The organism is Parvularcula oceani, assembly GCF_000733125.1.
GTDB classification, from domain to species: domain Bacteria; phylum Pseudomonadota; class Alphaproteobacteria; order Caulobacterales; family Parvularculaceae; genus Parvularcula; species Parvularcula oceani.
This window is the reverse complement of sequence record NZ_JPHU01000010.1, coordinates 107,107-131,237: the sequence shown is the minus strand read 5'-3', so window position 1 is coordinate 131,237 and position 24,131 is coordinate 107,107. Positions and strand designations below refer to the sequence as shown.

The following is a 24,131-nucleotide window of genomic DNA, read 5'->3' as shown; positions in this document are numbered from 1 at the left end:
GAATTCCCGAAGATTACCGTCATAAACAATTCCATTGTCACGGAAGGCGATGAAGCGAATTGCCAATTCGACGTCACTCATTCGGGGATCGGGCCCCTTCTTTCGAATCAACCTATGCAGCGGACTGACGATTTCAGTCCACTTAACAATATATTTAAGAAAGAGCCCAGGATGCAACGACATTCGAAGCTCCATTGGGGATAGGCGTACTGATCCAGAATTGAGCCGATTGAAAATTTCATACAAAACCCTTTCATCATTCCAACTTTGAATAACTGCAGTTCTCTGGGTCTGATTGAGAAGCTCGTATGCCCAATCGCTGTCTTCGATTTCAGACCACGCCTTACCTTCAAGCTCTTTCAATATACGAAGATCTTTTAGTTTAAACTTCCTTCCATTTGGAAGAACACCATCCAAAAACTCCTTTATTGTGAGGAGCCTTTGCTTGCCATCCAAAACTAGGTAGCTCTTCCTCGAAGATCCTTTTGAAGACAACAATATCTGCGGAATCGGTATATTGAGGAATAGTGACTCGATGAACCTCGATTTAGCAGCAGGTGACCACACATTCCGCCTTTGAAAATCAGGATCGAGGTCAATCTGCTTTCCAATTTGTCGGTAGAGAGTTTCGATCGTCCAGTCAGACGGCTGGATAACCAATGAGCCGAAATCTTCTGGCGTCAGCCCCTCTTCGACACTTGATTCGGTCGCATCCTCATTCTCAAATTCATCTCGGTCTTCATAATCGAGCAAGTCTTTTTCTTGGCTATCCATTTCACTCATCCATCTTCAGCGCCTTGATGAAGGCTTCCTGCGGGATCTCCACCCGGCCGAACTGGCGCATCTTCTTCTTGCCCGCCTTCTGCTTGTCGAGGAGCTTGCGTTTGCGGGAGGCGTCGCCGCCATAGCATTTCGCGGTGACGTCCTTGCGCATGGCGCCGATGGTTTCGCGCGCGATGACGCGGCCGCCCAGGGCCGCCTGGATCGGGATCTTGAAGAGGTGGCGGGGGATGAGGTCTTTGAGCTTCTCGCACATCGCGCGGCCCCGCACCTCGGCCTTTGAGCGGTGCACGACGATGGCGAGGGCGTCGACGGGTTCCTCGTTGACGAGGATCTGCATGCGGACGAGGTCGCCGCTCCTGTAGCCGACGAGCTGGTAGTCGAAGCTGGCATAGCCCTTGGTGATCGATTTCAGCCGGTCGTAGAAGTCGAAGACCACCTCATTGAGGGGCAGTTCGTAGACCAGCATGGCGCGGCTGCCCGCATAGGTCAGGTCCTGCTGGATGCCGCGGCGGTCCTCGCAGAGCTTGAGGACGCCGCCTAGGTACTCGTCGGGGACGAGGATCGTCGCCTTGATCCAGGGCTCTTCGAGGTGGTCGATATGCACCGGGTCCGGCATGTCGGCGGGGTTGTGCAGGTCGATCCGCTCTCCGTCCGTCTTGTAGAGGTGATAGACGACCGAGGGCGCGGTGGTGATGAGGTCGATGCCGAACTCGCGCTCGAGCCGTTCGCGGACGATTTCGAGGTGGAGGAGCCCGAGGAAGCCGCAGCGGAAGCCGAAGCCGAGCGCGGCCGAGGTCTCCATCTCGTATTCGAAGCTGGCATCGTTGAGCCTGAGCTTGGCGATGGCGTCGCGCAGGTCCTCGAACTCGGCACTGTCCACGGGGAAGAGGCCGCAGAAGACGACGGGCTGGTTCGGCTTGAAGCCCGGCAGGGGCTTGTCCGCAGGCTTCTTGTCGTCGGTGATCGTGTCGCCGACATTGGTGTCGGCCACTTCCTTGATCGAGGCGGTGAAATAGCCGAGCTCGCCCGGGCCGAGCGCATCGACCTCGGTCCTGTGCGGAGAGAAATAGCCGACCTGGTCGACCTGGTGGGTCGAGCCCTGCGCCATCATGCGGATCTTCTGGCCCTTTTTGAGGACGCCCTGCATGACGCGGACGAGGACCATGACGCCTAAGTATTTGTCGTACCAGCTGTCCACCAGCATGGCCTGAAGCGGCGCTTCGGCGTCGCCTTCGGGCGCTGGCAGGCGGTTGACGATGGCTTCGAGCACGTCATCGATGCCGAGGCCCGTCTTGGCGGAGATTTCGAGCGCGTCGGAGGCGTCGAGGCCGATCACGTCCTCGATCTGCTCCTTCACCCGCGCGACATCGGCGGCAGGCAGGTCGACCTTGTTCAGGACGGGAACGATCTCGTGGTCGACCTCGATCGCCTGATAGACGTTTGCGAGGGTCTGCGCCTCGACGCCCTGCGATGCGTCGACGACGAGGAGCGAGCCCTCGACGGCGGCGAGGGAGCGGTTGACCTCGTATGCGAAGTCGACATGGCCGGGCGTGTCGATGAGGTTGAGGGTGTAGGTCTTCCCGTCCTTCGCCTCGTATTTCAGGCGCACGGTCTGCGCCTTGATCGTGATGCCGCGCTCGCGCTCGAGCTCCATGTTGTCGAGCACCTGCTCCTGCATCTCGCGGTCGGTCAGCCCGCCGCAGGTCTGGATCAGGCGGTCGGCCAGGGTCGACTTGCCATGGTCGATATGCGCGACGATGGAAAAGTTTCGGATGCGCGAGAGGTCTGTCATGGCCGCGCTTTAGGGCCGGCGGGGGCCGCCCGCAACGCCTGCCGAAGCGGGCGCTTCAGGGGCCGGGCGCGCCGTCGGTCTGCGCCGCGACCTCGCCCTCGGGACGGCCGCCCAGGAGGTCGCGGATCTCGGTGAGGAGCTGGATGTCCTTTGGCGGGGAGACGGTGGGATTGGTCTCGTCCTCGGCCTTGCGCTTGAGGCTGTTCACCGCGCGAACGAGGAAGAAGACCACGAGCGCGACGATCAGGAAGGCGATGACGTTGTTCAGGAAGACGCCATAGGCGATGGCCGGCGCGCCCGCCGTCCGCGCCGCCTCGAGCGAGGCGTAATCCTGCCCGTCGAGCGAGACGTAGAGGTTCGAGAAATCGACCCCGCCCGTGATCCAGCCGATCGGCGGCATGACGATGTCGTCGACGAGGCTGCGCACGATGGTGGTGAAGGCGCCGCCGATGATGATGCCGACGGCGAGGTCGACGACATTGCCGCGGACGGCGAATTCCCGGAATTCGTTGAGTATGCGCATGGCAGGCCTCCTGTCGCCCTTGCCTTGGCCCGAGTCGGCGCGAAGAGGAAAGCCTGCAAGGCCCACTGGCGCGGCGGCGCGAAGGCCCTACCCTGCCCTTCATGACCCCCACCAAGATGCCGCCCCTCACCCGCGTCCCGACCCCCGGCCTCGGCCCGGAGGACGCCGTCATCGCCGAGGACGGCACGGTCTATTCCGCGCTGCGCAATGACGGACGCCTGTTGCGCGTGCGGCCGGGGGCGGAAGAGAGCGAAACGGTCGCCGAGCTCGGCGGGCGGGGCCTCGGCGTGGAGCTTCTGCCCGATGGCCGCGTGCTCGTCTGCAATGCCGATCTGGGGCTACAGGCGGTGGACCCGCGCACGGGCGCGGTCGAGGCGCTGCTGGACGCCGTGGACGGCGCGCCCTTCGGCGTCTGCAACAATGCGGCGGTGGCGCGGGACGGGACGATCTATGTCTCGGAGTCCTCGCGCCGCTACCGGCTGGAGCGATTCCGCAGGGACATCGTCGAGCACACCTGCACGGGACGCCTTCTGCGCTGGCGCCCGGGGGCCGAGCCCGAAGTGCTGCTGGACGGGCTCGCCTTCGCCAATGGCGTCGCGCTCGACCCCGAAGAGCGCTTCGTTCTAGTCGCCGAGACGGGCAAGGCGCAGGTGCACCGTGTCTGGCTGGAGGATGGGCGGGCCGAGATCTTCGCCCATGTGCCGGGCCTGCCGGACAATCTCTCGCTCGGCTCGGACGGCCTGTTCTGGCTCGCCCTGCCGGCGCTGCCGAACCGGGCGCTGGCGCATATTCACAGCCTGCCCGCCGCCCTGCGCGCCCTCGTCGCCCGCCTGCCAGAGCGCTTGCAGCCGCCGACCCCGCCCTGCTGCCGCATCGCCGCCTATGACGGCGAAGGGCGCCTCGTCCATCTGATCGACGGGGACCCGGGGGACTACCACCATGTGACGGGGGTGCGCGAAAGAGGCGGAACCGTCTGGATGGGCAGCATTTTCGAGCATGCCCTCGCCCGCTTCGACCTGTCGGCCCGACCCCCGGCGCACAGGCCATAGGGGAACTTTCGGCCGCGGCGCCGTGTCTCGCCCTCAACGACGCAGTGCATGCGCTGTCGCGACAAAGAGGGACGAGATCATGTTTCACCGCAAGCTTGCCGTGGCGGCTGCGCCGCTGGCGCTGGTTCTTTCGGGCTGCCAGACCATCGATCAGGAAGTCAGCAATCCGGCCGCCGACACCAATGCCGATGTCGAGCGGAGCGTGATCGAGAGCGATCTCGAATATCCGACCTATCAGCGCGACGACATCCTGGACGAGGCGGAGAACTTCTTCGGCCAGGCCTCGGCGGAAGTCGCCGAACTCGTCGCCGACGTATTCGGCGAACAAGGACGGCCCCAGGCCTATATCGCGGGCGAGGAAGCGGGCGGCGCGATCGGCGTCGGCGTCACCTATGGCAAAGGATATCTCTACCGGCCGAACCAGCAGCCGGTCGAAGTCTACTGGCAGGGCCCTTCGCTGGGCTTCGATCTGGGCGCGGACGCATCCAAGGTCTTCACCCTGGTCTATGACCTCGGCTCCACCGAGAACATCTATCAGCGCTTCCCCGGCGGCGAGGGCAATTTCTACGTCATCGGCGGCGCGGCAGCCGAAGTGATGACCAATGGCGAGACGACGGTGGTGCCGATCCGCACCGGCGTGGGCGCCCGCACCGGGGTGAATGTCGGCTACCTGCACTTCTCCGACAATCGGAACTGGATCCCCTTCTGATCCCGCAAGACGCGGACGCAGCCAAGAAAGAACCCCCGCCACATCCGTGGCGGGGGTTTCGTTCGTCCGGCTCGTCGCGCGGCGATCAGGCCACGGCGCCGACGCCCAGGATGACCAGAAGGATGAAGATCACCGCCAGCACCAGGAAGATCCCGAAGATGACCTTGGCGATGGTGGCCGCGCCCTTGGCGATTCCGGTGAAGCCGAGCGCGCCGGCGACGACAGCGATGATGACGAAGACGATCGCCCAGAAAAGAAGATCCATGTCGTTCCCCTCATTGTTCGGGGGCTACGCAACACGCCGCCGGACGGCAGCGGGCCGAGCCCCCTGCTGCCGCTAACGGGGAGAACGGCCAAGCGTTCCGGAACGGGCCGGGAAACTATTTCTTCTCGAGAAGGATCTGGCCCTGCTTGCGGATATTGCCGCTGACCTTCTCGGCCATTCCCGCGAGGAGACCCGGCAGGACGACCGTGATGCGCACATGGTCGTCGAACACGGTCAGATCGCCGGTCACCGTCTGCATCATCGCCCGGGCACGGAAGTTGAGCGTGTCGCCCGACCACTCATGCTCCACCTTGGCGACAGAGCCGAGCTGCGAGGTGAGCTTGTCGAGATTCTCGTCGAGGCGGCGGCGCGCCTCTTCCTTGGTGTGTTCGTGGGAAAGGGTGACTGTGACAGGGCGTGATGACATGCGCTTCAGTTAGGGCCTGTCGCCCCGCCCTGCCAGAAGCAGCCCTGCTCTTTTCTCCCGTGCCGCCCGGGCGCCGCGAGGCGGGGCAGGCACGGGCGCCCCGCAGAACGAAAAAGGCCGCGGAACGGATCCCGCGGCCTTTTTCGGCGTCATGGCAGACGGTGGCGCGCTATGCGCTCGCGCCGCCTTCTTTCTTATTTTCCGCGATGACCCGCAGCGGCTCGCCGCGGCCCTCGACCACTTCGTCGTTCACCACGATCTCGGCGACGTCTTCCATGGTGGGCAGGTCGAACATCGTGTCGAGCAGGATGCCTTCCATGATCGAGCGCAGGCCCCGCGCGCCGGTCTTGCGGGTGATCGCCCTGCGGGCGACCGCCTTCAGCGCTTCCTCGGTGAAGGTGAGCTCGACATCCTCCATCTCGAAGAGGCGCTGATACTGCTTGACCAGAGCGTTCTTCGGCGAGGTGAGGATCTGGACCAGAGCCTCTTCGTCGAGATCCTCGAGGGTGGCGATCACCGGCAGGCGGCCGATGAACTCGGGGATCAGGCCGAATTTGAGCAGGTCCTCGGGCTCGACGCCGCGAAGGACATCGCCGATCCGCTTCTCCTCGATCTCCTTCACCTCGGCGCCGAAGCCGATCGAGGCGGCGTCGCCGCGGTTCTGGATGACCTTGTCGAGGCCGGCGAAGGCGCCGCCCACGATGAAGAGGATGTTGGTCGTGTCGACCTGGAGGAATTCCTGCTGCGGATGCTTGCGCCCGCCCTGCGGCGGCACGGAGGCGACCGTGCCTTCCATGATCTTCAGGAGCGCCTGCTGCACGCCCTCGCCCGAGACGTCCCGCGTGATCGAGGGATTGTCCGACTTGCGGGAGATCTTGTCGATCTCGTCGATATAGACGATGCCGCGCTGCGCCCGCTCGACATTGTAATCGGCCGATTGCAGCAGCTTGAGGACGATGTTCTCGACATCCTCGCCGACATAGCCCGCCTCGGTCAGCGTCGTCGCGTCCGCCATGGTGAAGGGCACGTCGAGAATGCGCGCCAGGGTCTGGGCGAGCAGCGTCTTGCCCGAGCCGGTGGGGCCGACGAGCAGGATGTTGGATTTCGCCAATTCGACATCGGCGTTCTTCTGCGCGTGGTTGAGGCGCTTGAAGTGGTTGTGCACCGCGACCGACAGGACGCGCTTGGCGTAGGCCTGGCCGATCACGTAATCGTCGAGGACGTTGTGGATGTGCTGCGGGCTCGGCACACCATCGCCCGACTTGACCAGGCTGGACTTCGACTCCTCGCGGATGATGTCCATGCACAGCTCGACACATTCATCGCAGATGAAGACCGTCGGGCCTGCGATCAGCTTGCGGACCTCGTGCTGGGACTTGCCGCAGAACGAGCAGTAGAGCGTGTTCTTGCCATCGCCTCCGCCACCATTGCCGGTGGGCCCGCTGCCGCCATTGCCTTTGACTTTGCTCATGAAACGCTCCTACGCCGCGCGTGTCCCCGCTCCGCGGCCCGTCGTGCTTATTGTTCTCGCAGGCGAGTCTGCATGATCGGCACGGGCCGCGCAATCGCGGCACGAATGCAGGCTCCCGTCTTTTCGTTTAGATAGTGTTAGGTGGGCGGATTCGCGCCCACCTAACACGCGGCCCCGTTACTGGCCGTTGCTCTCTGCCGAAGGCTGCGACCGCTTCTCGAGCACCTGGTCGATCAGGCCGAATTCGACGGATTCCTCGGGGCTCATGAAGGTGTCGCGGTCGAGGGTCTTCTCGATCGTCTCGTAGTCCTGGCCCGTATGCTCGACATAGATCTCGTTGAGCCGCTTCTTGGTCGCGATGATGTCGCGGGCGTGCCGTTCGATGTCCGAGGCCTGGCCCTGGAAGCCCGCGGAGGGCTGGTGGACCATGATGCGGGAGTTCGGCAGCGAGAAGCGCTTGCCCTTGTCGCCGGCGGTCAGCAGCAGCGAGCCCATGGAGGCGGCGAGGCCGACGCACATGGTCGAGACCTGCGGCCGGATATACCGCATGGTGTCGTACATGGCGAGGCCGGCCGTGACCGAGCCGCCGGGGCTGTTGATATAGAAGGCGACGTCCTTCTTGGGGTTGTCGGCCTCCAGGAAGAGGAGCTGGGCGACGATCAGCGTCGAGATCTGGTCGTGGACCGGGCCCGACAGGAAGATGATGCGCTCCTTGAGGAGGCGCGAATAGATATCGAAGCTCCGCTCGCCACGGCTCGTCTGCTCGATCACCATCGGGACGAGCGTGTTCATGTACAGGTCGTGGGGGTCGCGTTCGGACATGTGGACTCCGGGTCGGGGATTGGGGGCGGCCAGTTTCGCCGCGCCCGGTAAAGACGGCGTGTAGGTAGGCGCCGCGAGAGCCCGGTGCAAGCACAAGCGGTGGCACCCGGCGCGGCCACACCCTGCCGGTGTCTCAATCGCGCGGATCGGGAATTTCGCGTTCGGTGACCGCTGCCAGCGCGATGCGGACGCACAGGCCCTCCCCGGCCTCGGTGTCGAGGCGGCCCTCATAGCGCTGGGTCATGCTCCTGATCATCCGCCAGCCCAGAGAGCCCCCATTCTCCGGCCGGGTCTTGCCCGCCGGCAGGCCGACGCCGTCGTCGCGCACCTCGATCAGCACCCCGTCCTCGCCCTGTTCCTCGAGGGTGACGGTGATCCGGCCGTGATCGCGCTCGGGGAAGGCGTGCTTCATCGCATTGGTCAGAAGCTCCCCGACGATGAGGCCGATATCGACCGCAGCCTGGTGCGGCAGGGCGATGTCGTCGCCTCCAACGCGGATCGTCACCTCCTGCTCGGCGGAGCTGAAGGCCTGCTGCGAGGCGTCCGCGACGCTGCGCAGGAAGGGTATTGCCTGCAAGGTGGCGCCGCTCTCGCCGCGCTCGAGATGCTGGTGGACGCTCGCCACCGCCTGGATGCGGCTGTCGAGGTCGGCGAGGGCCTGGCGGGTCTCCTCATGCGTGGCCGCATTGCAGGAGAGGCGCACGAGGCTGGCGATCAGGGTGAGGTTGTTGCGGGTGCGGTGATGCACCTCCGCCAGGAGGAGGTCGCGTTCGCGGAGCGCTTCGAGAAGCTCCTGGTTCTGCTGGGCGAGGGCGGCGACGGGATCGGTCTCGCCAAGCCGCTCGAGGTCGGCGGCGATGTCCTGCGCCAGGGCGGCGAGGTCGCTTGCGGGCTTTTCGGAACAGAAACCGACGTCGATCTGCGTGCCGTTCGGGCTCGTCCGCAGGTCGAAGCGGTCGGCGAGACGGCGCACGCCGTGCAGGCCGAGCCCATTGCTCGCAGCCTCTTTCGCCAGCCTCACGGGCGCATCGGAGAAGACGGCGGCCACCTCGCGGTCGGACAGGCCCGGCCCCGTATCGACGACGGAGACGGCCAGCTCGGCACGCTCGCCGTGAGAGGCGAGGTGCAGCGCCATCCGCCCCCCTTCCCCATGCGAGACCACATTGCGCGCAAGCTCGATCATCGCGGTGGTGATGCGGGTGCGGTCGAAAGGCGTGAATCCGAGATGCGAGGTCGCGGCATGGCCGACCTGGCGCACGCGCGCCACGTCCTGCTTGTTGCGCAGCCTGATGCTGTTGATGCGCAGCCGCGACGGCTTCAAGACGTGCTCCTCTCTCCCGCTCCGGGCGCAGGCATGGGCCGTGCGACCAGCACGCAGGCATCGTCATTGCCGCGCCACTCCCGGCAGAGCAAGACGGCTGCCATCGTCAGAGGGGGGCGGTGCAGAAGCGACTTGTAGCCGTCGAGCGCCCGAAGCGTGCGCAGCCCGTCCGTGTGCAGGATCAGGGCCGTGTCCGAGGGGAAGGGCACCTCCTCCTGCCGCAGGCGGGGAAGCGCGCCGCCGAGCCGTCCATCGCGGGAGGGCAGCCGCTTTGTCCGGTGGCGCGACAGAAGAAGCGCCGTCGTATTGCCGACCCCCGCAAAACGAAGCGTTTCCTCGCCTTGAGGCAGGATGCAGGCGAAGCCGACCCCGCCCCGCGTGCCCTCCGCGGCGCGGGAAATGTCGGTCAGCGCCCCGGCGGGGTCTGCGGGATCGCTGCGCCCGAAGGCCGAGGTCAGCGCGGACGAGGCCTCATGCGCGGCCGGCCCGTGCCCGAGGCCGTCGCAGACCAGAAGCGCCAGCCCCTCCTTTCGGGGCGCGATCACGAATGCGTCACCGCAGACGCTCGCGCCCGGATAGTTGGCCTTGAGGGCGGCGGCGCGAATGCCGCCCGCCCCGCTCCGCGGCGACGGGGCGCCGCGCCGGGAGCGCGCGTGGATCTCGGTCACCACGATCGTGCCTTCGGCCGCGCTGGTGACGATGTCGAAGCTGTCGGCGAGGCGGCGCATCGCGCCGAGGCCCGTTCCCATGGACCCCGCGCTGCTGGCGCCGTCCTCCATCGCCCGGTCGAGATGGGTGATGCCGGGGCCCTCGTCGCTGGCGACGATGGCGATGCCGGGAGGCTGGGGGGCGACGAGCATCCGGCCCCCGCCCCCATGCTTGAGAATGTTCGTCGCCGCTTCGGTGGCGACGAGCGCCGCGCGGTCCTGCGCTTCCCGCCCGAGGCCCGCAGCCTCCGCCCCGGCCACGGCCCGGCGGCGCGCTTCGCCGACCGCGCTGTCCTCGCGGACTTCGATCCAGGCGGTCACGTCCGGCTCATCATCCTGACGGTGGTGCCGCCGCCGGGCGTGCTTTCGATCTCGAAAGCATCGACGAGGCGCTTGGCGCCTCCCAGGCCCCTGCCGAGGCTGCCGGCTGTGCTGAAACCGTCTCGCATCGCCTCCTCCACATTCTCGATCCCGCCGCCTTCGTCGCGGCACGCGACGCTGATCGCGCGCGGAAGGGCGTGCGCGTAGATCATCAGGACGCCGCCCCCGCCATGGACGATCGCGTTCCGCGTGATCTCGCTGACGGCGGTGACGAAACGCGTCTTCTGGATCGGCCTCGCCCTTCCTTCGTCCATGACGGCTCCGACCGCCTTGCGCGCCCGGGCGACGTCCCTGTTGGTCGCCAGCGGAACGCGGCCGACAGGCTGCCCGTCCTGCGGGATTTCGCTCATCTGCTCTCGCGCAGGCGCCGCACCGCTTGTGTGACGTTGAGCGCGGTCCGCATCTCGGGCAGCGTCATGCCGAGCTCGACCAGCGTCATCGCCACGGCGGGCCGCATGCCGACGATATAGGTGTCGGCGGCCAGGAGCTTGGCGATCTTGGCGAGCTGGCCGAGCACCCGCCCGACAAAGGTGTCGACGATTTCGAGATCGCTGATATCGATCACCACGCCCTGCACGTCCCGCCGCGCCACGCTCTCGGAAAGGCGCTCCTGGAGGTCGAGGATGTCGGTGTCGTCGATGTCGTCCCGGATGGAGACGAGCAGGACGTCCTCGACGTGGAACAGCGCGGCGGCGTCAGACACGGGACCCCTTGGGCGTCTCTTCGGCCGCGATCCGCACGCCCACCTTGCGGAAGGCATAGGTCAGCGCGTTCTGGATGCTGCCGCTGGTCACGACCTCTCCGACGTCGACGCCGAGCTGCACCATGGTCTGCGCGATGCGGGGGCTGATGCCGCTGATCACGCATTCGGCGCCCATGAGGCGCACGGCCGCCGCGGTGCGCAGGAGGTGCTGGGCGACCTGGGTGTCGACGGTCTGGACGCCCGTGATGTCGATGATGACGATCTCGGCCTTCCGCTCGACGATGGCCTCGAGGAGGTTCTCCATCACGTCCTGCGCCCGCACCGAATCCATCGTGCCGATCAGCGGCAGAGCGAGGATGTCGTCCCAGAGCTGCACGACCGGGGTCGAGAGCTCCAGCATCTCGGTGCGCTGCCGCTCGATCACCAGCTCGCGTTCGGCGATGAAGACTTCGGTCGTGTAGAGGGCGAAGGCATCGACGATGCGGGTGATGTGCCAGACCTCCTCGATCAGCGCATCCGGAGAGCCGGCCATGCGTTCGCGCAGGGAATGGAAGAGCGGCGATTTCAGCGCCGCGACGAAGGTGGCCATCTCCGTCGGGGTCATGCCGCGCTCGACCCGCTCGCGCCCGAGATCGGACAGCGTCTCGCGCAGCTCGGCCCACTCATCGGCCCTGAGATCGAGGTCCTCGCCCGTCTCCGCCTCGGCGACGCCGTTGCGGAAGGCGGTCAGCAGGCGCACCGTCTGCGCGCGCGTTTCCTTGGCGGAGAACAGGTCGGACCGCCGGACGCCCTCGTCCTTCTGCGTGGCGATCCACGCCTCGACGATGGCGTCGAACTGCTCGTTCAGAAGCGCGACAAGCTGGTCCTTGGTATCTGCCATAATCATTCCCGTTGCAAAATCGCCCTAGCGCCGGAAGCGCCTGCCGGTGACGGTCGTGCCAGATCGCGCAGGGAAGGCAACAGTTCCGATCATTCGCCGGCAGGCCGGCGCAGCCGATAGGTCTCCGCGTCCGATGGGAAGCGGCGCGCGCGCACGTCCTCGGCATAGCGGCGCGCCGCATCCTCGATATCGGCGCGCAGATCGGCATAGCGCCGCACGAATTTCGGCGTCCACTCGAACAGGCCGAGCATGTCGGGCACGACGAGGATCTGGCCGTCGCAGGCCGCGGACGCCCCGATGCCGATCGTGGGCGCGGCGACCGCTTTCGTGACCTCCTCGGCGAGGCGCGCATCCACGCCCTCGACCACGATCGCGAAGGCGCCCGCCTCGTCGGCGGCACGCGCCTCTTCGAGGACCGCGGCGCGCTCGGCCTCGTCGCGGCCTTTGGCCCGGAAGCCGCCGGTGACGAGCGAGGCCTGCGGGCGCAGGCCGACATGGGCCATGACCGGAACCCCCCGTTCGCTCAGATAGCGCACGGTCTCGCCGGCATAGGCGCCGCTCTCGATCTTGACCGCGCCCGCGCCCGTCTCGCGCAGGACGCGCGCGGCGGTCTCGAAGGCCTGCGCCGGGCCCGCTTCATAGGTGCCGAAGGCGAGGTCGACCACGACGAGCGCCTGGCGCGCGCCGCGCATGACGGCCTGGCCGTGCAGGATCATCATCTCGGTGGTGACGCCGACAGTGCTCGGCAGGCCGTGCACCACCATGCCGAGGGAGTCCCCGACGAGGAGCACGTCGCAATGCGGGTCGAGCAGCGACGCGGTCGGCGCGTCGTAAGCGGTGAGGCAGACCAGAGGCTCGGCGCCCTTCCGGGCCCGCACGCTGGCGGCCGTCACCCGGTCTCTTCGCGATTGCGCCGACATCAGCCGCTCGGCCTCAAGGAGAGGATCTGCTCGCGCGACAGATCGAAGGCGGAACCGATCGCGCTCAGGACCTCGCGCTCGGGGCTCGCCTCGCCCTCTTCGTCATCCAGCAGCGCCCAGACCTGGCGGACCAGCTGCTCGCGCTCGTCGCCCGGAAGGCTCGCCGCCGCGTCGGCGAAGCCCGCCAGCGTGACATGGGCGGCATGAGCCTCCTGCGCCGCATCGCAGAGCGTCTTGGCCTTGGGCCGGGGCAGCATGAGCAGCTTCATCAAGGATGCGCTCGCCCTGTCCCGCTCGATCTCGGTATAGGAGCCGCGGGTCTTGGCCGCTTCGTTGAGGAGGCCGGCCACGCCGACCTCCGGCGTGACCGCCTGGGTCGCCGGAACCTGCTCTTGCGCCCTGCCGTTCATCATTCGCCCTCGAAATGCATAAGGCTGAGGACGTCATGCCCTCTGGCCCGGAGGCGTTCGGCGCCGCCGAGCGCCGGCAGGTCGATGACGAAGGCGCAGGCGACGAGCGCGCCGCCCGCCTCCTCGACGAGTTCGGCCGCCGCGAGGGCCGTGCCGCCGGTCGCGATGAGGTCGTCCACGAGCAGGACCCGTTCGCCGTCCGCCACGGCGTCGTCATGCATCTCGAGCGTGTCCTCGCCATATTCGAGCGTATAGGAGCGCCGCAGCGTCGCGGCCGGCAGCTTGCCGAGCTTCCGGACCGGCACGAAGCCGGCGCCGAGGCGGTCCGCGAGCGCAGCGCCGAAGATGAAGCCGCGCGCCTCGATCCCCGCCACCTTGTCCACCTCTTGCGCCTTGAAGGCCTCGGCCAGCAGGTCGACGGAATGGGCGAAGGCTTTCGGATCGCGCATCAAGGTGGTGATGTCGCGAAAGACGATGCCCGGCGCCGGGTGGTCGGGAATCGCCCGTATGATCGATTTGAGGTCCAAAACGTGCTCCCGGAATACTGGATGTCGGCGCGGTCGCGAGGCCGGGGCGCCGATGTGACGCCGCTGCCTCTGGACCCTTCCCTAGCCTGCCTCTAGCTCCGCGTCATGCGTATCCTCGCCCTTCTCCTCCTCGGAAGCGGTCTCGCCGCCTGCAGCGGCGGCGACGCGCCGGAGCCCCTGACCGCCGAAGAGAGGCTGGCCATGCCGGCCGATCCGGTGACGGGACGGCAGCTCTTCCGGGCCTGCGCCGTATGCCACGCCTTCCGCGAAGGCGAGCCGCACCGTGTCGGCCCCAATCTTTACGGCATCGTCGGCGCGCCGTCGGCGCGGCATCCGGATTTCGCCTATTCGCGCGCACTGGAACGGGCCGATCTCGTCTGGGACGAGGCGGCGCTCAATGCCTTCATCGAGAACCCGCAGCAATTCCTTCCGGGCAACCGAATGGGCTATGCGGGCCAGCCGAACCCCGCTGACCGGCGCGACATCCTGGCGTTCCTGAAGACGCTGGAGGCCGAGGCGGCGCCACAAGACCAAGCCGCGGCGCCGGGAGCGCCCGAAGCTCCCCAATAGGAAAGGCGCTCCCGAAGAGCCGCCCCAGCCCGCCGCGCCCGCTCAAGCGCCCCGCCGCGCTCAAGCAGCGAGTGCAGAGCGAGCGATAGCGCCAAAAAAGAGAGGAAGTGCCGGGGTTCTGTTGCCAGGCCCCCGGCGGCCCCGCCTAGGACGGGAAAGGCCCTAGGACTTAAAAGCGGTGAACCCGCGCTGCGTTACGCAGCGAGAGCGACACCTTCCATGTTGTTGTCGTTGGCAACTATTCATGGTGGTCCAATGACGGAGACCATCCGGGCGAAAGTCGATCTTTTACACGTCCGTCGATGCTATTTCGGCCCCGCCGGAACGCTCTGCCGTGCCGCAAGGAACACAGCGCTCTGGTGGAGCCGCCGGGTACCGCCCCCGGGTCCGGTCCGCTTATTGTGATCGCCGTTTATCGCCATAGGCGCCGAAGCGTCACAGCCCATATAGCAAGTCCGGACCGGTTTGAGAAGGATCGCAGCGGAACGCTGGAGGCGACCCCCTCTTCGCTGTTATCAAACCGCAATCAAACAGGCGTACGGAGCGCGCATGGACAGCCCCGATTTCAAACGCTGGCGGAAGTCGCTCGGCCTTTCCCAGAAGCAGGCCGCCGAAGCGCTCGGCCTCAAGCGGCGCATGATCCAGTATTACGAGAAGGGCGAGCGCGACGGCGAGAAGGTCAAGATCCCGCTTTCGATCCGCCTCGCCTGCTATGCGCTGACACAGGACGTCACCGACTATCACGGCCCCCGCAAGAAGGACGGCGCGGAGAAGGTCGAGGTCGAAGGCAAGCTTCTGAAGATTCCGCCCGAGGCGGCCGAGTGAGCTGAGGAAAAGAGCGGGCTTGCCTGCCGCCCGCCTCTGCTAGCTTTCCGGCGAAGCTTCGATTCGGACGCCACGATGGACGCCTATCTCGACCTGATGCGCCGCGCGCTCGAGCACGGCACGGAACGCGGGGACCGCACCGGGACGGGCACGCGCGGCGTGTTCGGCCACCAGATGCGCTTCGATCTGAGCGAAGGCTTCCCGCTGGTCACGACCAAGAAGATTCACATCAAGTCCATTCTCCACGAGCTCGTCTGGTTCCTGCGCGGCGAGACGAACATCGCCTATCTGAAGGAAAACCGCGTCAGCATCTGGGATGAATGGGCGGACGAGAACGGCGATCTCGGCCCCGTCTACGGCGCGCAATGGCGAAGCTGGCCGAAGCCCGGCGGCGGCACGGTCGACCAGATCGCCTGGGTGCAGGACGAGATCCGGCGCAATCCGAATTCGCGCCGCCTCGTCGTCTCGGCCTGGAATCCGGGACAGCTGGACGAGATGGCGCTCGCGCCCTGCCACTGCCTGTTCCAGTTCTATGTCGCCCAAGGCCGCCTGTCCTGCCAGCTCTACCAGCGTTCGGCGGACATCTTTCTCGGCGTGCCCTTCAACATTGCGAGCTATGCGATCCTGACCCACGCCATGGCCGTGGCGACGGGACTGAAGCCCGGCGAGTTCGTTCACACCTTCGGCGACGCCCATCTCTACTCAAACCATCTCGACCAGGCGAAGGAGCAGCTTTCGCGGGCGCCGCGGCCTCTGCCGACGCTGTGGGTGAACCCGGATCTGCGGGACGTGCGGGAGCTGTCCTTCGATGACGTGCGGGTGGAGGGCTATGATCCGCACCCGCACATCAAGGCGCCGGTCGCCATATGAGCGAGCCCCGGATCGCGCTGGTCGTCGCGATGGCCGAGAACCGCGTCATCGGGCGCGATGGCGGCCTGCCCTGGCGGATGGCGGACGACCTTCGCTGGTTCAAGCGGGTGACCCTCGGCAAGCCCGTCATCATGGGACGGACGACCTTCGCCTCGATCGGCAAGCCGCTGCCGGGACGGACGAATATCGTCCTGTCGCGCCGCGCGGAGTTCGCCCCGGACGGCGCGCAGGTCGCAGGCTCGCTCGAGGACGGCCTCGCCCTCGCCAAGGAGGCGGCCGCGCGGGCAGAGGCCGAAGAGATCTGCGTTATCGGCGGCGGCGCGGTCTATGCCGAAGCGTTGCCGCGGGCGGACAGGATCTACCGGACCGTGATCGAGGCGGAGGTGGAGGGCGATACCCGCTTTCCCGCACTGGCCCCGGATCGATGGACCGCCTCCACGCTGGAGAGGATCGCGCCGGACGGGCGCAATGACCACCCAGCGCGGATCGAGCTTCTGGAGCGGGCCTGAGAGCCTCTGCCCCCTTGGCGGCTAGCGGCCGCTGCCGGCGGTGATGCCGCCATCGATGGTGAAGGCCGAGCCGGTCACGAAGCGGCTTTCGTCGGAGGCGAGATAGGTCACCATGCTGGCCACCTCCTCGGGCTCGCCGAGGCGCTTGAGCGGGATCTGCCGCGTGAGCGCGGCCTCGCCCTCTTCGGCGCTGCCCTTCATCGCGATCATCGGGTCGAGGATCGGCGTGCGGGTGAAGACCGGGTGCACGGAATTGCAGCGGATTCCGGTCCGCGCCTTCGCGCAGTGCAGCGCGATGGAGCGGGACATCATGGCCACGCCGGCCTTGGCGACGTTGTAGGACAGGAAATTGGCGTCGGCGATGATGCCGGCGACCGAGGAAATGACCACAATCGAGGCGTCGCCCGCCCGCTTCAGCGCGGGCATGGCGGCCTGCGTCCCGAGGAAGACCGAGTCGCAGTCGATCGCCATGACCTGCCGATACTGCTCATAGGTCTCGGTCTCGATATTGCCGAGGCTGCCGATGCCGGCATTGTGGATGAGGACGGAGATGCCGCCCATCGCCTCCTCGGCCGCGGCGCAGACCTCTTTCCACTGCGCCTCGTCCGTCACGTCATGGGCGAGGCCCGCCGCGGCGCCGATCTCTCCGGCGGCCTGGGCGACCTTGTCGGCCTGGATATCGGTGAGGACGATCTCCGCCCCCTCCTCCTTGAACATCCGCCCGAAGGCGAGGCCGAGCCCCTGGGCGCCGCCGGTGATGAGCGCCTTCTTGCCGGCGAGGCGGCCTCTTCCGCCCCCGCTCACGCGCCGCCGCCCCTGGTGCCGGGCGAGCGGGTCTCGTCCATCGCCCTGTCCAGGCATTCGGCCATCTTGGCGCGGATATCCTCGTCGGAGATGCTGGGAGGCAGGTCCTCGCGCAGCTTCTCGAAGACATCGTCGTCGCCCGGCTCCTTGAGGTCGGCCCTGACGACCGACCGGGCATAGGCCTCGGCATCGCTGGACGAGAGGCCCAGCTTTTCGGCCGCCCAGGCGCCGATGAGCCTGTCGCGCCGCGTCTCCACCTTGAAGCGCGCTTCCGCATCATGGGCGAATTTCGCTTCGAACCGCCGCTCCCGATCGTCAAACGTGGTCATTGCCGCTCCTTCCCTGCCGGAACCATACCCCCGTCTACGCCGGTGCCGTGTTCCTGCAAACGGCTTTGCGCGGGGTTTCGCAGCGTGCTAGCGGGGCGGCCTTACCCCCTGGGGGGACGCGCCCGCTCCGCGCCGAGGCCACCCCCGCAGCGCGCAAGGATTCCGGCGATGGCCCGCGGCAAGCAGATCTACGAAGGCAAGGCGAAGATTCTCTATGAGGGCCCCGAGCCGGGCACGCTCATCCAGCACTTCAAGGACGACGCGACGGCCTTCAACAACCAGAAGCACGCCGTGCTCGAGGGCAAGGGCGTCCTCAACAACCGCATTTCCGAGTTCATCATGTCCGGCCTCGAGCGGGTGGGCATCCCGACGCACTTCATCCGCCGCATCAACATGCGCGAGCAGCTGATCCGCCATGTCGAGATCATTCCGCTCGAAGTGGTGGTCCGCAATGTCGCGGCCGGATCGCTTGCGAAACGGCTCGGCCTGAACGAGGGCGACGCCCTGCCCCGCTCCGTCGTCGAGTTCTACTACAAGGACGACAAGCTGGGCGATCCCATGGTGTCGGAGGACCACATCACGGCGTTCAACTGGGGCAGCGCCCAGGAGATCGACGACATGATGGCCTATGCCCTGCGGGTGAACGACTATCTGTCGGGGCTCTTCGCGGGCGCGGGCATCCGGCTGATCGACTTCAAGCTCGAATTCGGCCGCCAATATGAGGGCGACCTCGTCCGCCTGATCCTCGCCGACGAGATCAGCCCGGACAGCTGCCGCCTGTGGGATGCCGATACGGGCGACAGCATGGACAAGGACCGCTTCCGCAAGGACATGGGCGGCGTGGTCGAGGGTTATCGCGAAGTGGCGCGGCGCCTCGGCATCCTGCGCAACGAGAACGAGCGGGGCGACGCCAAGGGGCCCGTCCTCGTCAGCTCGAACGACGAGAACAAGGCGTAAGGGGCGGCATCATGAAAGCGAGCGTGTTCATCACCCTCAAGAGCGGCGTCCTCGACCCGCAGGGAAAAGCCATCGAAGGCGCGCTTCACGGCCTCGGCTTCGAGGATGTCTCGGGCGTGCGCCAGGGCAAGCTGATCGAGATCGAGCTGAGCGAGACGGACGAGGCGAAGGCCCGCGCCGATGTCGAGCGTATGTGCGAGCGCCTGCTCGCCAATCCGGTCATGGAAAGCTACCGGATCGAGCTGTCCGCCTAAGGGCGGGCCTCCCCCCTATTGATCGAGGGCGGCCGTCGCCGGCTGGGCAGGCGCGTTGATGTCGAGGTCGCGATCCTCGAAGAGCGCGTAGGTGTCCTCGTACCATTCCGAGCCCGGATAGTTGTAACCGAGGATCGCCGCATGACGGCGCGCCTCGGGCACGACGCCGAGTTGCAGATAGCTTTCGACGATGCGGTGAAGCGCCTCGGGCACGTGGCTCGTGGTCTGATAGTCGCGCAGCACGGTGTTGAACCGGCCGAGCGCCGCGACATGCTGGCCGTGCCGCAGATACCAGCGGCCGACATCCATTTCCTTGCCGGCAAGGTGATCGCGCGCCAGGTCGAGCTTGAGGCGGGCATCGCGCGCATATTCGCTTTCGGGATAGCGGCGCACCACGTCCTGAAGCGCGATGAGCGCGTTCTTGGTGATGTCCTGATCGCGCCCGACATCGCGGATCCGCTCGTAATAGTTCATCGCCTTGAGGTAATAGGCGTAGGCCGCGTCCTTGTTGCCCGGATGGATCGAGAGGAAACGGTCAACCGAGGCGATCGAGTCCTCATAGGCGTTGGTCCGGTACTGGCCATAGGCGGTCATCAGCATGGCGCGCCGGGCCCAGGCCGAATAGGGATGCTGGCGCTCGACTTCCTCGAAATAGAGGATCGCCTCGTCATAGCGCTTCTTCTCGAGGTTCTCCGCGCCTTCGGCATAGAGAAGCTCCACCGGCTGCTCGACATAGGCGAAACGCTCGTCCTGGTCGGGACCGCCCGCACAGGCCGTCACACCGGCGATGGTCGCGGTCGCGAGAAGGAGACGCAGTCGTTTCATGGCCCAGCCCTGTTGCCGCCCGGCCCCTGCCGGTGGGCACGCTTTGTATGAACGCCGCCCCGGCCGGTCAAACCTGCGCCGGCCGCTTCAGCGTGAATTCGGGTTCAGACGCCGCCCGCTCAGGCGAGAATGCGCAGCCCTTCTTCCGCCTCGCCGGGCAGGAAGACCTCGGTCTTACCGTCCGACGCGTCGATCGCGGCGGCGAGCGCGGTGTTGAGGGCATGGCCCGGCTTGTAGGCGGTGATGCGCCCGATCACCGGGCGGCATAGCAGATGCAGATCCCCGATCAGGTCGAGCGCCTTGTGGCGGACGAATTCGCTTTCGAAACGGAGCCCGCCGTCATTGAGGATCGCCCCTTGGTCGACCACGATGGCATTGTCGAGCGAGCCGCCCAGCGCGAGGCCGTTGGCGCGCATCGCCTCGACATCGGAGAGCGAGCAGAAGGTGCGGGCGGCGGCGAGGTCGCCGCGAAAGGCCGCGGCGATGCCCGACAGCTCCAGATGCTGCCGTCCTATGGAGCGGTCGGGATAGTCGACCGTGACGTCGAGCGTGCAGCAGGCCCGGGCGGGATCGGCCAGGGGCGCGACCTCCACGAAGGCGTCGCCGCGCTCCACCCGGACCGGCGCATCGATCCGCCAGGCGCGGCGCGGCGCGGGCAGCGACCGCGTGCCGACCTCTTCGATGAGGTCTAGGAAAGGCTGGGCGCTGCCGTCCATGATCGGCACTTCCGGACCGTCCAGCGTGACGATCGCATGGTCGATGCCGCAGCCTGCGAAGGCCGCCATCAGATGCTCGACCGTCGAGACCGTGACGCCCGAAGCGTTTCCGAGGACCGTGCCGAGCGTGGTGCCGCGAACCGCCGCCGGCGAGGCCTGGACCGATAGCCGCGCGAGGCGCTGCGCCTGATTGGCGCCGCCTTCGCCGCTCAACAGGTCGATGCGGCGGAAGAGGATGCCGGTTCCGGCCGGCGCGGGATGCAGCGTCAGGCGGACGGGCAGGCCGCCATGCAGGCCGATGCCCTCGCAGGACACGGACGCGCGAAGCGTCTGCGCCGCAGCGCCCTCGAACCTCTCGCTCAGTCCCGCAGCCGTCATGCTTCGTCCCACTTTGCCGGTGCCGCCGCGCCAGCCCTCCTCTGACGCAGCGGTGCCTTCAGTATGGTTACGAAGGGGGCCAGCCCGAAGTCACGCTGTGTTACCGGCTATGTTACAGGTCAAGGCACTGAAATCTGGCGGCTATTCGACGGTGACCGATTTCGCGAGATTGCGCGGCTGGTCGACATCGGTGCCCTTGGCCACCGCGGCATGATAGGCGAGAAGCTGCACCGGCACGGCGTAGACGAGGGGCGAGAGCAGCCCCTCTGTGTCCGGAACGGGCACCTTGGCCCACAGCTCTCCGCCGCGCTCGGCCGCGGCGAGCCCCGCCTTGGTCGAGATCAGGCAGCAGCGCCCGCCGCGCGCCATGACTTCCTGCATGTTCGAGATCGTCTTCTCGAAGAGCGGGCCCGGCGGCGCGATCACGATCACCGGCACCGCCTCGTCGATCAGCGCGATAGGCCCGTGCTTGAGTTCGCCCGCGGCATAGCCTTCGGCGTGGATATAGCTGATTTCCTTGAGCTTCAGGGCGCCTTCGAGGGCGAGCGGGAAGCTGACGCCGCGGCCGAGATAAAGAACGTCGCGCGCGGAGGCCATGTCCTGGGCGAGGTCGCGCAGCGCCTCGTCCATGGATAGCGCCTCCGCCACATGGCGGGGCACTTCGAGAAGCGCCGTCAGGAGGCGCTGCTCCTCCTCGGGCGACAGCACGCCCCGCGCGACGCCCGCGCCGATGGCGATGCAGGCGAGCGTGGCGAGCTGGCAGGTGAACGCCTTGGTCGAGGCGACGCCGATCTCGGGCCCGGCATGGGTGGGATAGAGAGCGTCGGCCTCGCGCGCGATGGTGCTCTCGGGCACGTTGACGACGGCGCCGATGCGCTGGCCCGCTTCCTTGGCGTCGCGCAGCGCGGCGAGCGTGTCGGCCGTCTCGCCCGACTGGCTGACGAAGAGCGCGGCCCCGCCCTGCCGGTAGGGCACGTCGCGATAGCGGAGCTCGGACGCGATATCGATCTCGACCGGCAGGCGGGCATAGGTCTCGAACCAGTATTTCGCGATCAGCCCCGCGAAATAGGCCGTGCCGCAGGCGGAGATCGTCAGCGAGGTGACGCCGGCGAAGTCGATTCCGCCCTCGGGCAGGCGCACCGTGCCGGAGACGGGATCGAGATAGGCCGAAAGGGTGTGGCCGATCACTTCGGGCTGCTCGTGAATCTCCTTCGCCATGAAGTGCCGGTGCTCGCCCTTGTCGACGATGGCGGCCGAGGCATCCGAGAGCTGCTCCTGGCGGCTGACCGGCGCGCCGTCCGGCCCGAACACCTCCACGCGGTCGCGCATGACCACGGCCCAGTCGCCATCGGAGAGATAGGTGACCCGATTGGTGAAGGGGGCGAGCGCATAGGCGTCCGATCCCAGATACATCTCGCCATCGCCCCGGCCGACGGCGAGCGGGCTGCCGCGCCGCGCGCAGTAGAGGGTCTCGGGCTCGGCCTCGAACAGAACGGCCAGCGCGAAGGCGCCTTCGAGCCGGCCTATGGCCTCGGCGAAGGCTGCGCGCGGTTCGCGCCCGGCATCGAGATAGGCGCCCATCAGCTTGGCCACGGTCTCGGTATCGGTCTCGGATTCGAAGGCGACGCCGTCAGCCGTCAGCTCGTCGCGCAGCGCGGCATAGTTCTCGATGATGCCGTTATGGACCACGGCGACATGGCTGCCGGCATGAGGATGCGCATTGGCCTCTGTCGGGCGGCCATGGGTCGCCCAGCGGGTGTGGCCGATGCCCACCGCGCCCGGCAGCGGATCCTCCGCCAGCATGCGGCGCAGCTCGGCGAGCTTGCCCACCGCCCGGCGCCGGCCGAGCCGGCCATCGCACACGGTGGCGATCCCGGCGGAATCATAGCCGCGATATTCGAGCCTCTGGAGCCCCTCGACGAGGCCGTCCGCGACGTCCCCACGGCCGATAATGCCGACAATGCCGCACATAAGCGCCTATTTCCCTTCCATACGGGACCGAAACGATGCCGCCCATCCCGGCTTTTGAACCTGACGGCTCCGCCCAAGGGCGAGAGCGTCCGCCTCGACGTCCTCGGTGACCACCGACCCAGAACCGACAAAGGCGCCCGCCCCCACCGTCACCGGAGCGACCAGCGCGGAGTTCGAGCCGATGAACGCCCCCGCCCCGATCTTCGTCCTGAACTTGCCATAGCCATCGTAATTGCAGGTGATCGTGCCTGCGCCGATATTCGCATGGGCGCCGATCTCGGCATCCCCGAGATAGGTCAGGTGGCTGACCTTCGCGCCCTCTCCGAGCGTCGTCTTCTTCACTTCGACGAAATTGCCGACCTTGGCCCGCGGGCCGAGTTCCGCGCCCGGGCGCAGGCGCGCGAAGGGGCCGACCGTCGCCCCGGTCTCGACCGCGCAGCCTTCAAGATGGCTGAACGCCTCGACGCGGACACCCTCGGCGAGGCGCACGCCGGTCCCGAAGACGACGCTCGGCCCGATGACGCAGTCCTGCCCGATCTGCGTGTCGTGGCTGAAGCGAACGCTCCGGGGATCCTGCAGCGTCACGCCGGCGCGCATGGCGGCGAGCCGGGCGCGGGTCTGGAACAGGCCTTCGGCCACGGAGAGCTCGGCGCGGTCATTGACCCCGAGCACCTCGCTCTCCTCCGCGGTCACGACCGCGGCGCGCCCGCCCCCGCCGGTGACGAGCGAGACGAGATCGGTGAGGTAGAATTCGCCCTTGGCATTGTCGTTGCCGACGCGGGGCAGCTCTTCGCGCAGCACATCGGACCGGATCGCCATCACGCCCGAATTGCACAACCCGATCGCAAGCTCGTCCGCGCTCGCATCCTTCGCCTCCACGATGCGGACGAGCGCGCCGTCCTCGCCGGTGACAAGCCGGCCATAGGCGCCGGGCTCGTCAGGCTCGAAGCCCAGGACCGCGAGCGCCGCGCCCTCCGCGATCGCGGCGCCGAGCGCCCGCAGCGTGGCTTCCGTCACGAGCGGCGTATCGGCGTAGAGGACGAGGACGATGCCGTCGAAGCCATCGAGACCCGCCATGCCCGCGCGCACCGCATCGGCCGTGCCGCGCGGCGGATCCTGAACGAAGACGAGCGCCTCTTCGTCGAGCGCCCTCGCCGCCTCGCCGACCTCGGGCGCCTGGCTGCCGATGACGACCACCCGGCGTTCGGCGCCGAGCCCCCGCGCCGTCGCGAGAACGTGACCGAGCATGGGCAGTCCGCCGATCTCGTGCAGCACCTTGGGCAGGCGCGAGCGCATGCGCGTGCCGTGCCCGGCGCCGAGGATCACGCTGGCCAGGGGTTCCATTCGAGCCGTCCTTCCCGTCAGTTCCGCAGCCAAGCCGTAGCCTGCCGCTGCCGCAGCCTCTAGTCACAGCGCGTTTCGCGCTGCACATG

Annotated in this window: 29 protein-coding genes and 1 other RNA gene; 8 read left to right on the top strand and 22 right to left on the bottom strand. The window is 67.1% G+C overall.

Annotated elements, in window-relative coordinates:
* The 3 genes from IE88_RS17885 to mscL form a co-directional block, all read right to left on the bottom strand.
* Positions 1-774: DUF262 domain-containing protein (locus IE88_RS17885; protein ID WP_156032578.1), on the bottom strand; the 774-nt coding region annotated here is incomplete at its 3' end.
* Position 775: 1 nt separating this feature from the next.
* A complete protein-coding gene (gene lepA / locus IE88_RS0111640) occupies positions 776-2,575 on the bottom strand; it encodes a translation elongation factor 4 (protein ID WP_031554642.1) in 1,800 nt (599 codons plus the stop codon).
* 55 nt (positions 2,576-2,630) lie between these two features.
* Positions 2,631-3,098, bottom strand: coding sequence for a large conductance mechanosensitive channel protein MscL (gene mscL, locus IE88_RS0111635; protein WP_202900495.1), 468 nt, complete (start codon positions 3,096-3,098; stop codon positions 2,631-2,633).
* 101 nt (positions 3,099-3,199) lie between these two features.
* On the opposite strand from mscL, the gene IE88_RS0111630 reads away from it, so the two are divergent.
* Both IE88_RS0111630 and IE88_RS16650 read left to right on the top strand, forming a co-directional pair.
* The gene (locus tag IE88_RS0111630) at positions 3,200-4,147 is read left to right on the top strand and encodes an SMP-30/gluconolactonase/LRE family protein (RefSeq protein WP_051882028.1); all 948 of its coding nucleotides are present in this window, start codon (positions 3,200-3,202) and stop codon (positions 4,145-4,147) included.
* A 79-nt stretch (positions 4,148-4,226) separates the two neighbouring features.
* The gene (locus IE88_RS16650) at positions 4,227-4,856 is read left to right on the top strand and encodes a DUF1134 domain-containing protein (RefSeq protein ID WP_036767121.1); all 630 of its coding nucleotides are present in this window, start codon (positions 4,227-4,229) and stop codon (positions 4,854-4,856) included.
* Positions 4,857-4,941: 85 nt separating this feature from the next.
* Here IE88_RS16650 and IE88_RS0111620 read toward each other — a convergent pair whose 3' ends face one another.
* The 12 genes from IE88_RS0111620 to IE88_RS0111565 form a co-directional block, all read right to left on the bottom strand.
* Positions 4,942-5,121, bottom strand: a complete 180-nt coding sequence (locus tag IE88_RS0111620; RefSeq protein WP_031554634.1) for a DUF1328 domain-containing protein — start codon at positions 5,119-5,121, stop codon at positions 4,942-4,944.
* A 115-nt stretch (positions 5,122-5,236) separates the two neighbouring features.
* A complete protein-coding gene (locus IE88_RS0111615) occupies positions 5,237-5,548 on the bottom strand; it encodes a polyhydroxyalkanoic acid system family protein (protein ID WP_031554632.1) in 312 nt (103 codons plus the stop codon).
* Positions 5,549-5,717: 169 nt separating this feature from the next.
* Positions 5,718-7,019 (bottom strand): ATP-dependent Clp protease ATP-binding subunit ClpX, encoded by a 1,302-nt coding sequence (clpX, locus tag IE88_RS0111610; protein WP_031554630.1) that lies wholly within the window; start codon positions 7,017-7,019, stop codon positions 5,718-5,720.
* 177 nt (positions 7,020-7,196) lie between these two features.
* On the bottom strand, positions 7,197-7,841 hold the full coding sequence (clpP, locus tag IE88_RS0111605; protein ID WP_031554629.1) for an ATP-dependent Clp endopeptidase proteolytic subunit ClpP: 645 nt from the start codon (positions 7,839-7,841) through the stop codon (positions 7,197-7,199).
* A gap of 133 nt (positions 7,842-7,974) precedes the next feature.
* A complete protein-coding gene (locus IE88_RS0111600; protein WP_051882026.1) occupies positions 7,975-9,162 on the bottom strand; it encodes an ATP-binding protein in 1,188 nt (395 codons plus the stop codon).
* Positions 9,159-10,190, bottom strand: coding sequence for an ATP-binding protein (locus IE88_RS0111595; protein ID WP_051882024.1), 1,032 nt, complete (start codon positions 10,188-10,190; stop codon positions 9,159-9,161). Before IE88_RS0111595 ends, IE88_RS0111600 begins: the two co-directional genes overlap by 4 nt.
* Positions 10,187-10,600: an ATP-binding protein gene (locus tag IE88_RS0111590; RefSeq protein WP_031554624.1), complete on the bottom strand. Its 414-nt coding sequence runs from the start codon at positions 10,598-10,600 to the stop codon at positions 10,187-10,189. The genes IE88_RS0111595 and IE88_RS0111590 overlap by 4 nt, the downstream gene beginning before the upstream one ends.
* Entirely contained in the window at positions 10,597-10,953 is a 357-nt protein-coding gene (locus tag IE88_RS0111585; RefSeq protein WP_031554622.1) for an STAS domain-containing protein, read from the bottom strand. Before IE88_RS0111585 ends, IE88_RS0111590 begins: the two co-directional genes overlap by 4 nt.
* On the bottom strand, positions 10,946-11,833 hold the full coding sequence (locus tag IE88_RS0111580) for an STAS domain-containing protein (protein WP_031554620.1): 888 nt from the start codon (positions 11,831-11,833) through the stop codon (positions 10,946-10,948). Before IE88_RS0111580 ends, IE88_RS0111585 begins: the two co-directional genes overlap by 8 nt.
* 89 nt (positions 11,834-11,922) lie before the next feature.
* A complete protein-coding gene (gene panB, locus IE88_RS0111575) occupies positions 11,923-12,753 on the bottom strand; it encodes a 3-methyl-2-oxobutanoate hydroxymethyltransferase (RefSeq protein ID WP_031554618.1) in 831 nt (276 codons plus the stop codon).
* A complete protein-coding gene (locus tag IE88_RS0111570) occupies positions 12,753-13,166 on the bottom strand; it encodes a TerB family tellurite resistance protein (RefSeq protein ID WP_081871632.1) in 414 nt (137 codons plus the stop codon). The genes panB and IE88_RS0111570 overlap by 1 nt, the downstream gene beginning before the upstream one ends.
* Entirely contained in the window at positions 13,163-13,744 is a 582-nt protein-coding gene (locus IE88_RS0111565) for an adenine phosphoribosyltransferase (protein WP_420330138.1), read from the bottom strand. Before IE88_RS0111565 ends, IE88_RS0111570 begins: the two co-directional genes overlap by 4 nt.
* Positions 13,745-13,795: 51 nt before the next feature.
* On the opposite strand from IE88_RS0111565, the gene IE88_RS16645 reads away from it, so the two are divergent.
* Complete coding sequence (locus IE88_RS16645) at positions 13,796-14,260, top strand: c-type cytochrome (protein ID WP_051882023.1); 465 nt, start codon at positions 13,796-13,798, stop codon at positions 14,258-14,260.
* A 106-nt stretch (positions 14,261-14,366) separates the two neighbouring features.
* On the opposite strand, the gene ssrA is transcribed toward IE88_RS16645, so the two are convergent.
* Positions 14,367-14,736, bottom strand: a transfer-messenger RNA (tmRNA) gene (gene ssrA / locus IE88_RS17880).
* 73 nt (positions 14,737-14,809) lie between these two features.
* Between ssrA and IE88_RS0111555 the strand changes: the two genes are divergently transcribed.
* The 3 genes from IE88_RS0111555 to IE88_RS0111545 all read left to right on the top strand — a co-directional run bounded on the left by IE88_RS0111555 (position 14,810) and on the right by IE88_RS0111545 (position 16,464).
* Positions 14,810-15,085: a helix-turn-helix domain-containing protein gene (locus IE88_RS0111555; RefSeq protein WP_051882021.1), complete on the top strand. Its 276-nt coding sequence runs from the start codon at positions 14,810-14,812 to the stop codon at positions 15,083-15,085.
* Between the two features lie 75 nt (positions 15,086-15,160).
* Positions 15,161-15,955 carry a thymidylate synthase gene (locus IE88_RS0111550; RefSeq protein WP_031554607.1) on the top strand — a complete coding sequence of 265 codons (795 nt, stop codon included), beginning with the start codon at positions 15,161-15,163 and terminating at the stop codon, positions 15,953-15,955.
* Entirely contained in the window at positions 15,952-16,464 is a 513-nt protein-coding gene (locus tag IE88_RS0111545) for a dihydrofolate reductase (protein ID WP_031554605.1), read from the top strand. The genes IE88_RS0111550 and IE88_RS0111545 overlap by 4 nt, the downstream gene beginning before the upstream one ends.
* Positions 16,465-16,485: 21 nt before the next feature.
* Here the strand turns inward: IE88_RS0111545 and IE88_RS0111540 are convergent, their stop codons facing one another.
* Complete coding sequence (locus IE88_RS0111540; RefSeq protein ID WP_031554603.1) at positions 16,486-17,268, bottom strand: SDR family oxidoreductase; 783 nt, start codon at positions 17,266-17,268, stop codon at positions 16,486-16,488.
* Entirely contained in the window at positions 17,265-17,597 is a 333-nt protein-coding gene (locus IE88_RS0111535) for a DUF1476 domain-containing protein (protein WP_031554601.1), read from the bottom strand. Before IE88_RS0111535 ends, IE88_RS0111540 begins: the two co-directional genes overlap by 4 nt.
* Positions 17,598-17,765: 168 nt before the next feature.
* On the opposite strand from IE88_RS0111535, the gene purC reads away from it, so the two are divergent.
* Together purC and purS are read left to right on the top strand one after the other, a co-directional pair.
* Complete coding sequence (gene purC / locus IE88_RS0111530; RefSeq protein ID WP_031554599.1) at positions 17,766-18,554, top strand: phosphoribosylaminoimidazolesuccinocarboxamide synthase; 789 nt, start codon at positions 17,766-17,768, stop codon at positions 18,552-18,554.
* Positions 18,555-18,565: 11 nt separating this feature from the next.
* Entirely contained in the window at positions 18,566-18,808 is a 243-nt protein-coding gene (purS, locus tag IE88_RS0111525; RefSeq protein WP_031554597.1) for a phosphoribosylformylglycinamidine synthase subunit PurS, read from the top strand.
* A gap of 15 nt (positions 18,809-18,823) precedes the next feature.
* On the opposite strand, the gene IE88_RS0111520 is transcribed toward purS, so the two are convergent.
* From IE88_RS0111520 to glmU, 4 genes are all read right to left on the bottom strand, one after another.
* Positions 18,824-19,633, bottom strand: a complete 810-nt coding sequence (locus IE88_RS0111520) for an outer membrane protein assembly factor BamD (protein WP_036767117.1) — start codon at positions 19,631-19,633, stop codon at positions 18,824-18,826.
* Positions 19,634-19,752: 119 nt separating this feature from the next.
* Entirely contained in the window at positions 19,753-20,727 is a 975-nt protein-coding gene (gene lpxC / locus IE88_RS0111515) for a UDP-3-O-acyl-N-acetylglucosamine deacetylase (RefSeq protein WP_051882020.1), read from the bottom strand.
* A 141-nt stretch (positions 20,728-20,868) separates the two neighbouring features.
* Entirely contained in the window at positions 20,869-22,698 is a 1,830-nt protein-coding gene (gene glmS / locus IE88_RS0111510) for a glutamine--fructose-6-phosphate transaminase (isomerizing) (RefSeq protein WP_031554591.1), read from the bottom strand.
* Between the two features lie 6 nt (positions 22,699-22,704).
* A complete protein-coding gene (gene glmU, locus IE88_RS0111505) occupies positions 22,705-24,042 on the bottom strand; it encodes a bifunctional UDP-N-acetylglucosamine diphosphorylase/glucosamine-1-phosphate N-acetyltransferase GlmU (protein WP_031554589.1) in 1,338 nt (445 codons plus the stop codon).
* Between the last annotated feature and the right edge of the window lie 89 nt (positions 24,043-24,131).

Coding starts and splice junctions, on each gene's coding strand:
- IE88_RS0111615 (WP_031554632.1), bottom strand. CDS start 5,548: ATGTCATCACGCCCTGTCACAGTCACCCTTTCCCACGAACACACCAAG.
- IE88_RS16645 (WP_051882023.1), top strand. CDS start 13,796: ATGCGTATCCTCGCCCTTCTCCTCCTCGGAAGCGGTCTCGCCGCCTGC.
- IE88_RS0111555 (WP_051882021.1), top strand. CDS start 14,810: ATGGACAGCCCCGATTTCAAACGCTGGCGGAAGTCGCTCGGCCTTTCC.
- IE88_RS0111535 (WP_031554601.1), bottom strand. CDS start 17,597: ATGACCACGTTTGACGATCGGGAGCGGCGGTTCGAAGCGAAATTCGCC.
- glmU (WP_031554589.1), bottom strand. CDS start 24,042: ATGGAACCCCTGGCCAGCGTGATCCTCGGCGCCGGGCACGGCACGCGC.
- IE88_RS0111520 (WP_036767117.1), bottom strand. CDS start 19,633: ATGAAACGACTGCGTCTCCTTCTCGCGACCGCGACCATCGCCGGTGTG.
- purC (WP_031554599.1), top strand. CDS start 17,766: ATGGCCCGCGGCAAGCAGATCTACGAAGGCAAGGCGAAGATTCTCTAT.
- IE88_RS16650 (WP_036767121.1), top strand. CDS start 4,227: ATGTTTCACCGCAAGCTTGCCGTGGCGGCTGCGCCGCTGGCGCTGGTT.
- IE88_RS0111590 (WP_031554624.1), bottom strand. CDS start 10,600: ATGAGCGAAATCCCGCAGGACGGGCAGCCTGTCGGCCGCGTTCCGCTG.
- clpX (WP_031554630.1), bottom strand. CDS start 7,019: ATGAGCAAAGTCAAAGGCAATGGCGGCAGCGGGCCCACCGGCAATGGT.
- IE88_RS0111580 (WP_031554620.1), bottom strand. CDS start 11,833: ATGGCAGATACCAAGGACCAGCTTGTCGCGCTTCTGAACGAGCAGTTC.
- IE88_RS0111550 (WP_031554607.1), top strand. CDS start 15,161: ATGGACGCCTATCTCGACCTGATGCGCCGCGCGCTCGAGCACGGCACG.
- purS (WP_031554597.1), top strand. CDS start 18,566: ATGAAAGCGAGCGTGTTCATCACCCTCAAGAGCGGCGTCCTCGACCCG.
- IE88_RS0111570 (WP_081871632.1), bottom strand. CDS start 13,166: ATGATGAACGGCAGGGCGCAAGAGCAGGTTCCGGCGACCCAGGCGGTC.
- glmS (WP_031554591.1), bottom strand. CDS start 22,698: ATGTGCGGCATTGTCGGCATTATCGGCCGTGGGGACGTCGCGGACGGC.
- mscL (WP_202900495.1), bottom strand. CDS start 3,098: ATGCGCATACTCAACGAATTCCGGGAATTCGCCGTCCGCGGCAATGTC.
- clpP (WP_031554629.1), bottom strand. CDS start 7,841: ATGTCCGAACGCGACCCCCACGACCTGTACATGAACACGCTCGTCCCG.
- lepA (WP_031554642.1), bottom strand. CDS start 2,575: ATGACAGACCTCTCGCGCATCCGAAACTTTTCCATCGTCGCGCATATC.
- lpxC (WP_051882020.1), bottom strand. CDS start 20,727: ATGACGGCTGCGGGACTGAGCGAGAGGTTCGAGGGCGCTGCGGCGCAG.
- IE88_RS0111545 (WP_031554605.1), top strand. CDS start 15,952: ATGAGCGAGCCCCGGATCGCGCTGGTCGTCGCGATGGCCGAGAACCGC.
- panB (WP_031554618.1), bottom strand. CDS start 12,753: ATGTCGGCGCAATCGCGAAGAGACCGGGTGACGGCCGCCAGCGTGCGG.
- IE88_RS0111630 (WP_051882028.1), top strand. CDS start 3,200: ATGACCCCCACCAAGATGCCGCCCCTCACCCGCGTCCCGACCCCCGGC.
- IE88_RS0111620 (WP_031554634.1), bottom strand. CDS start 5,121: ATGGATCTTCTTTTCTGGGCGATCGTCTTCGTCATCATCGCTGTCGTC.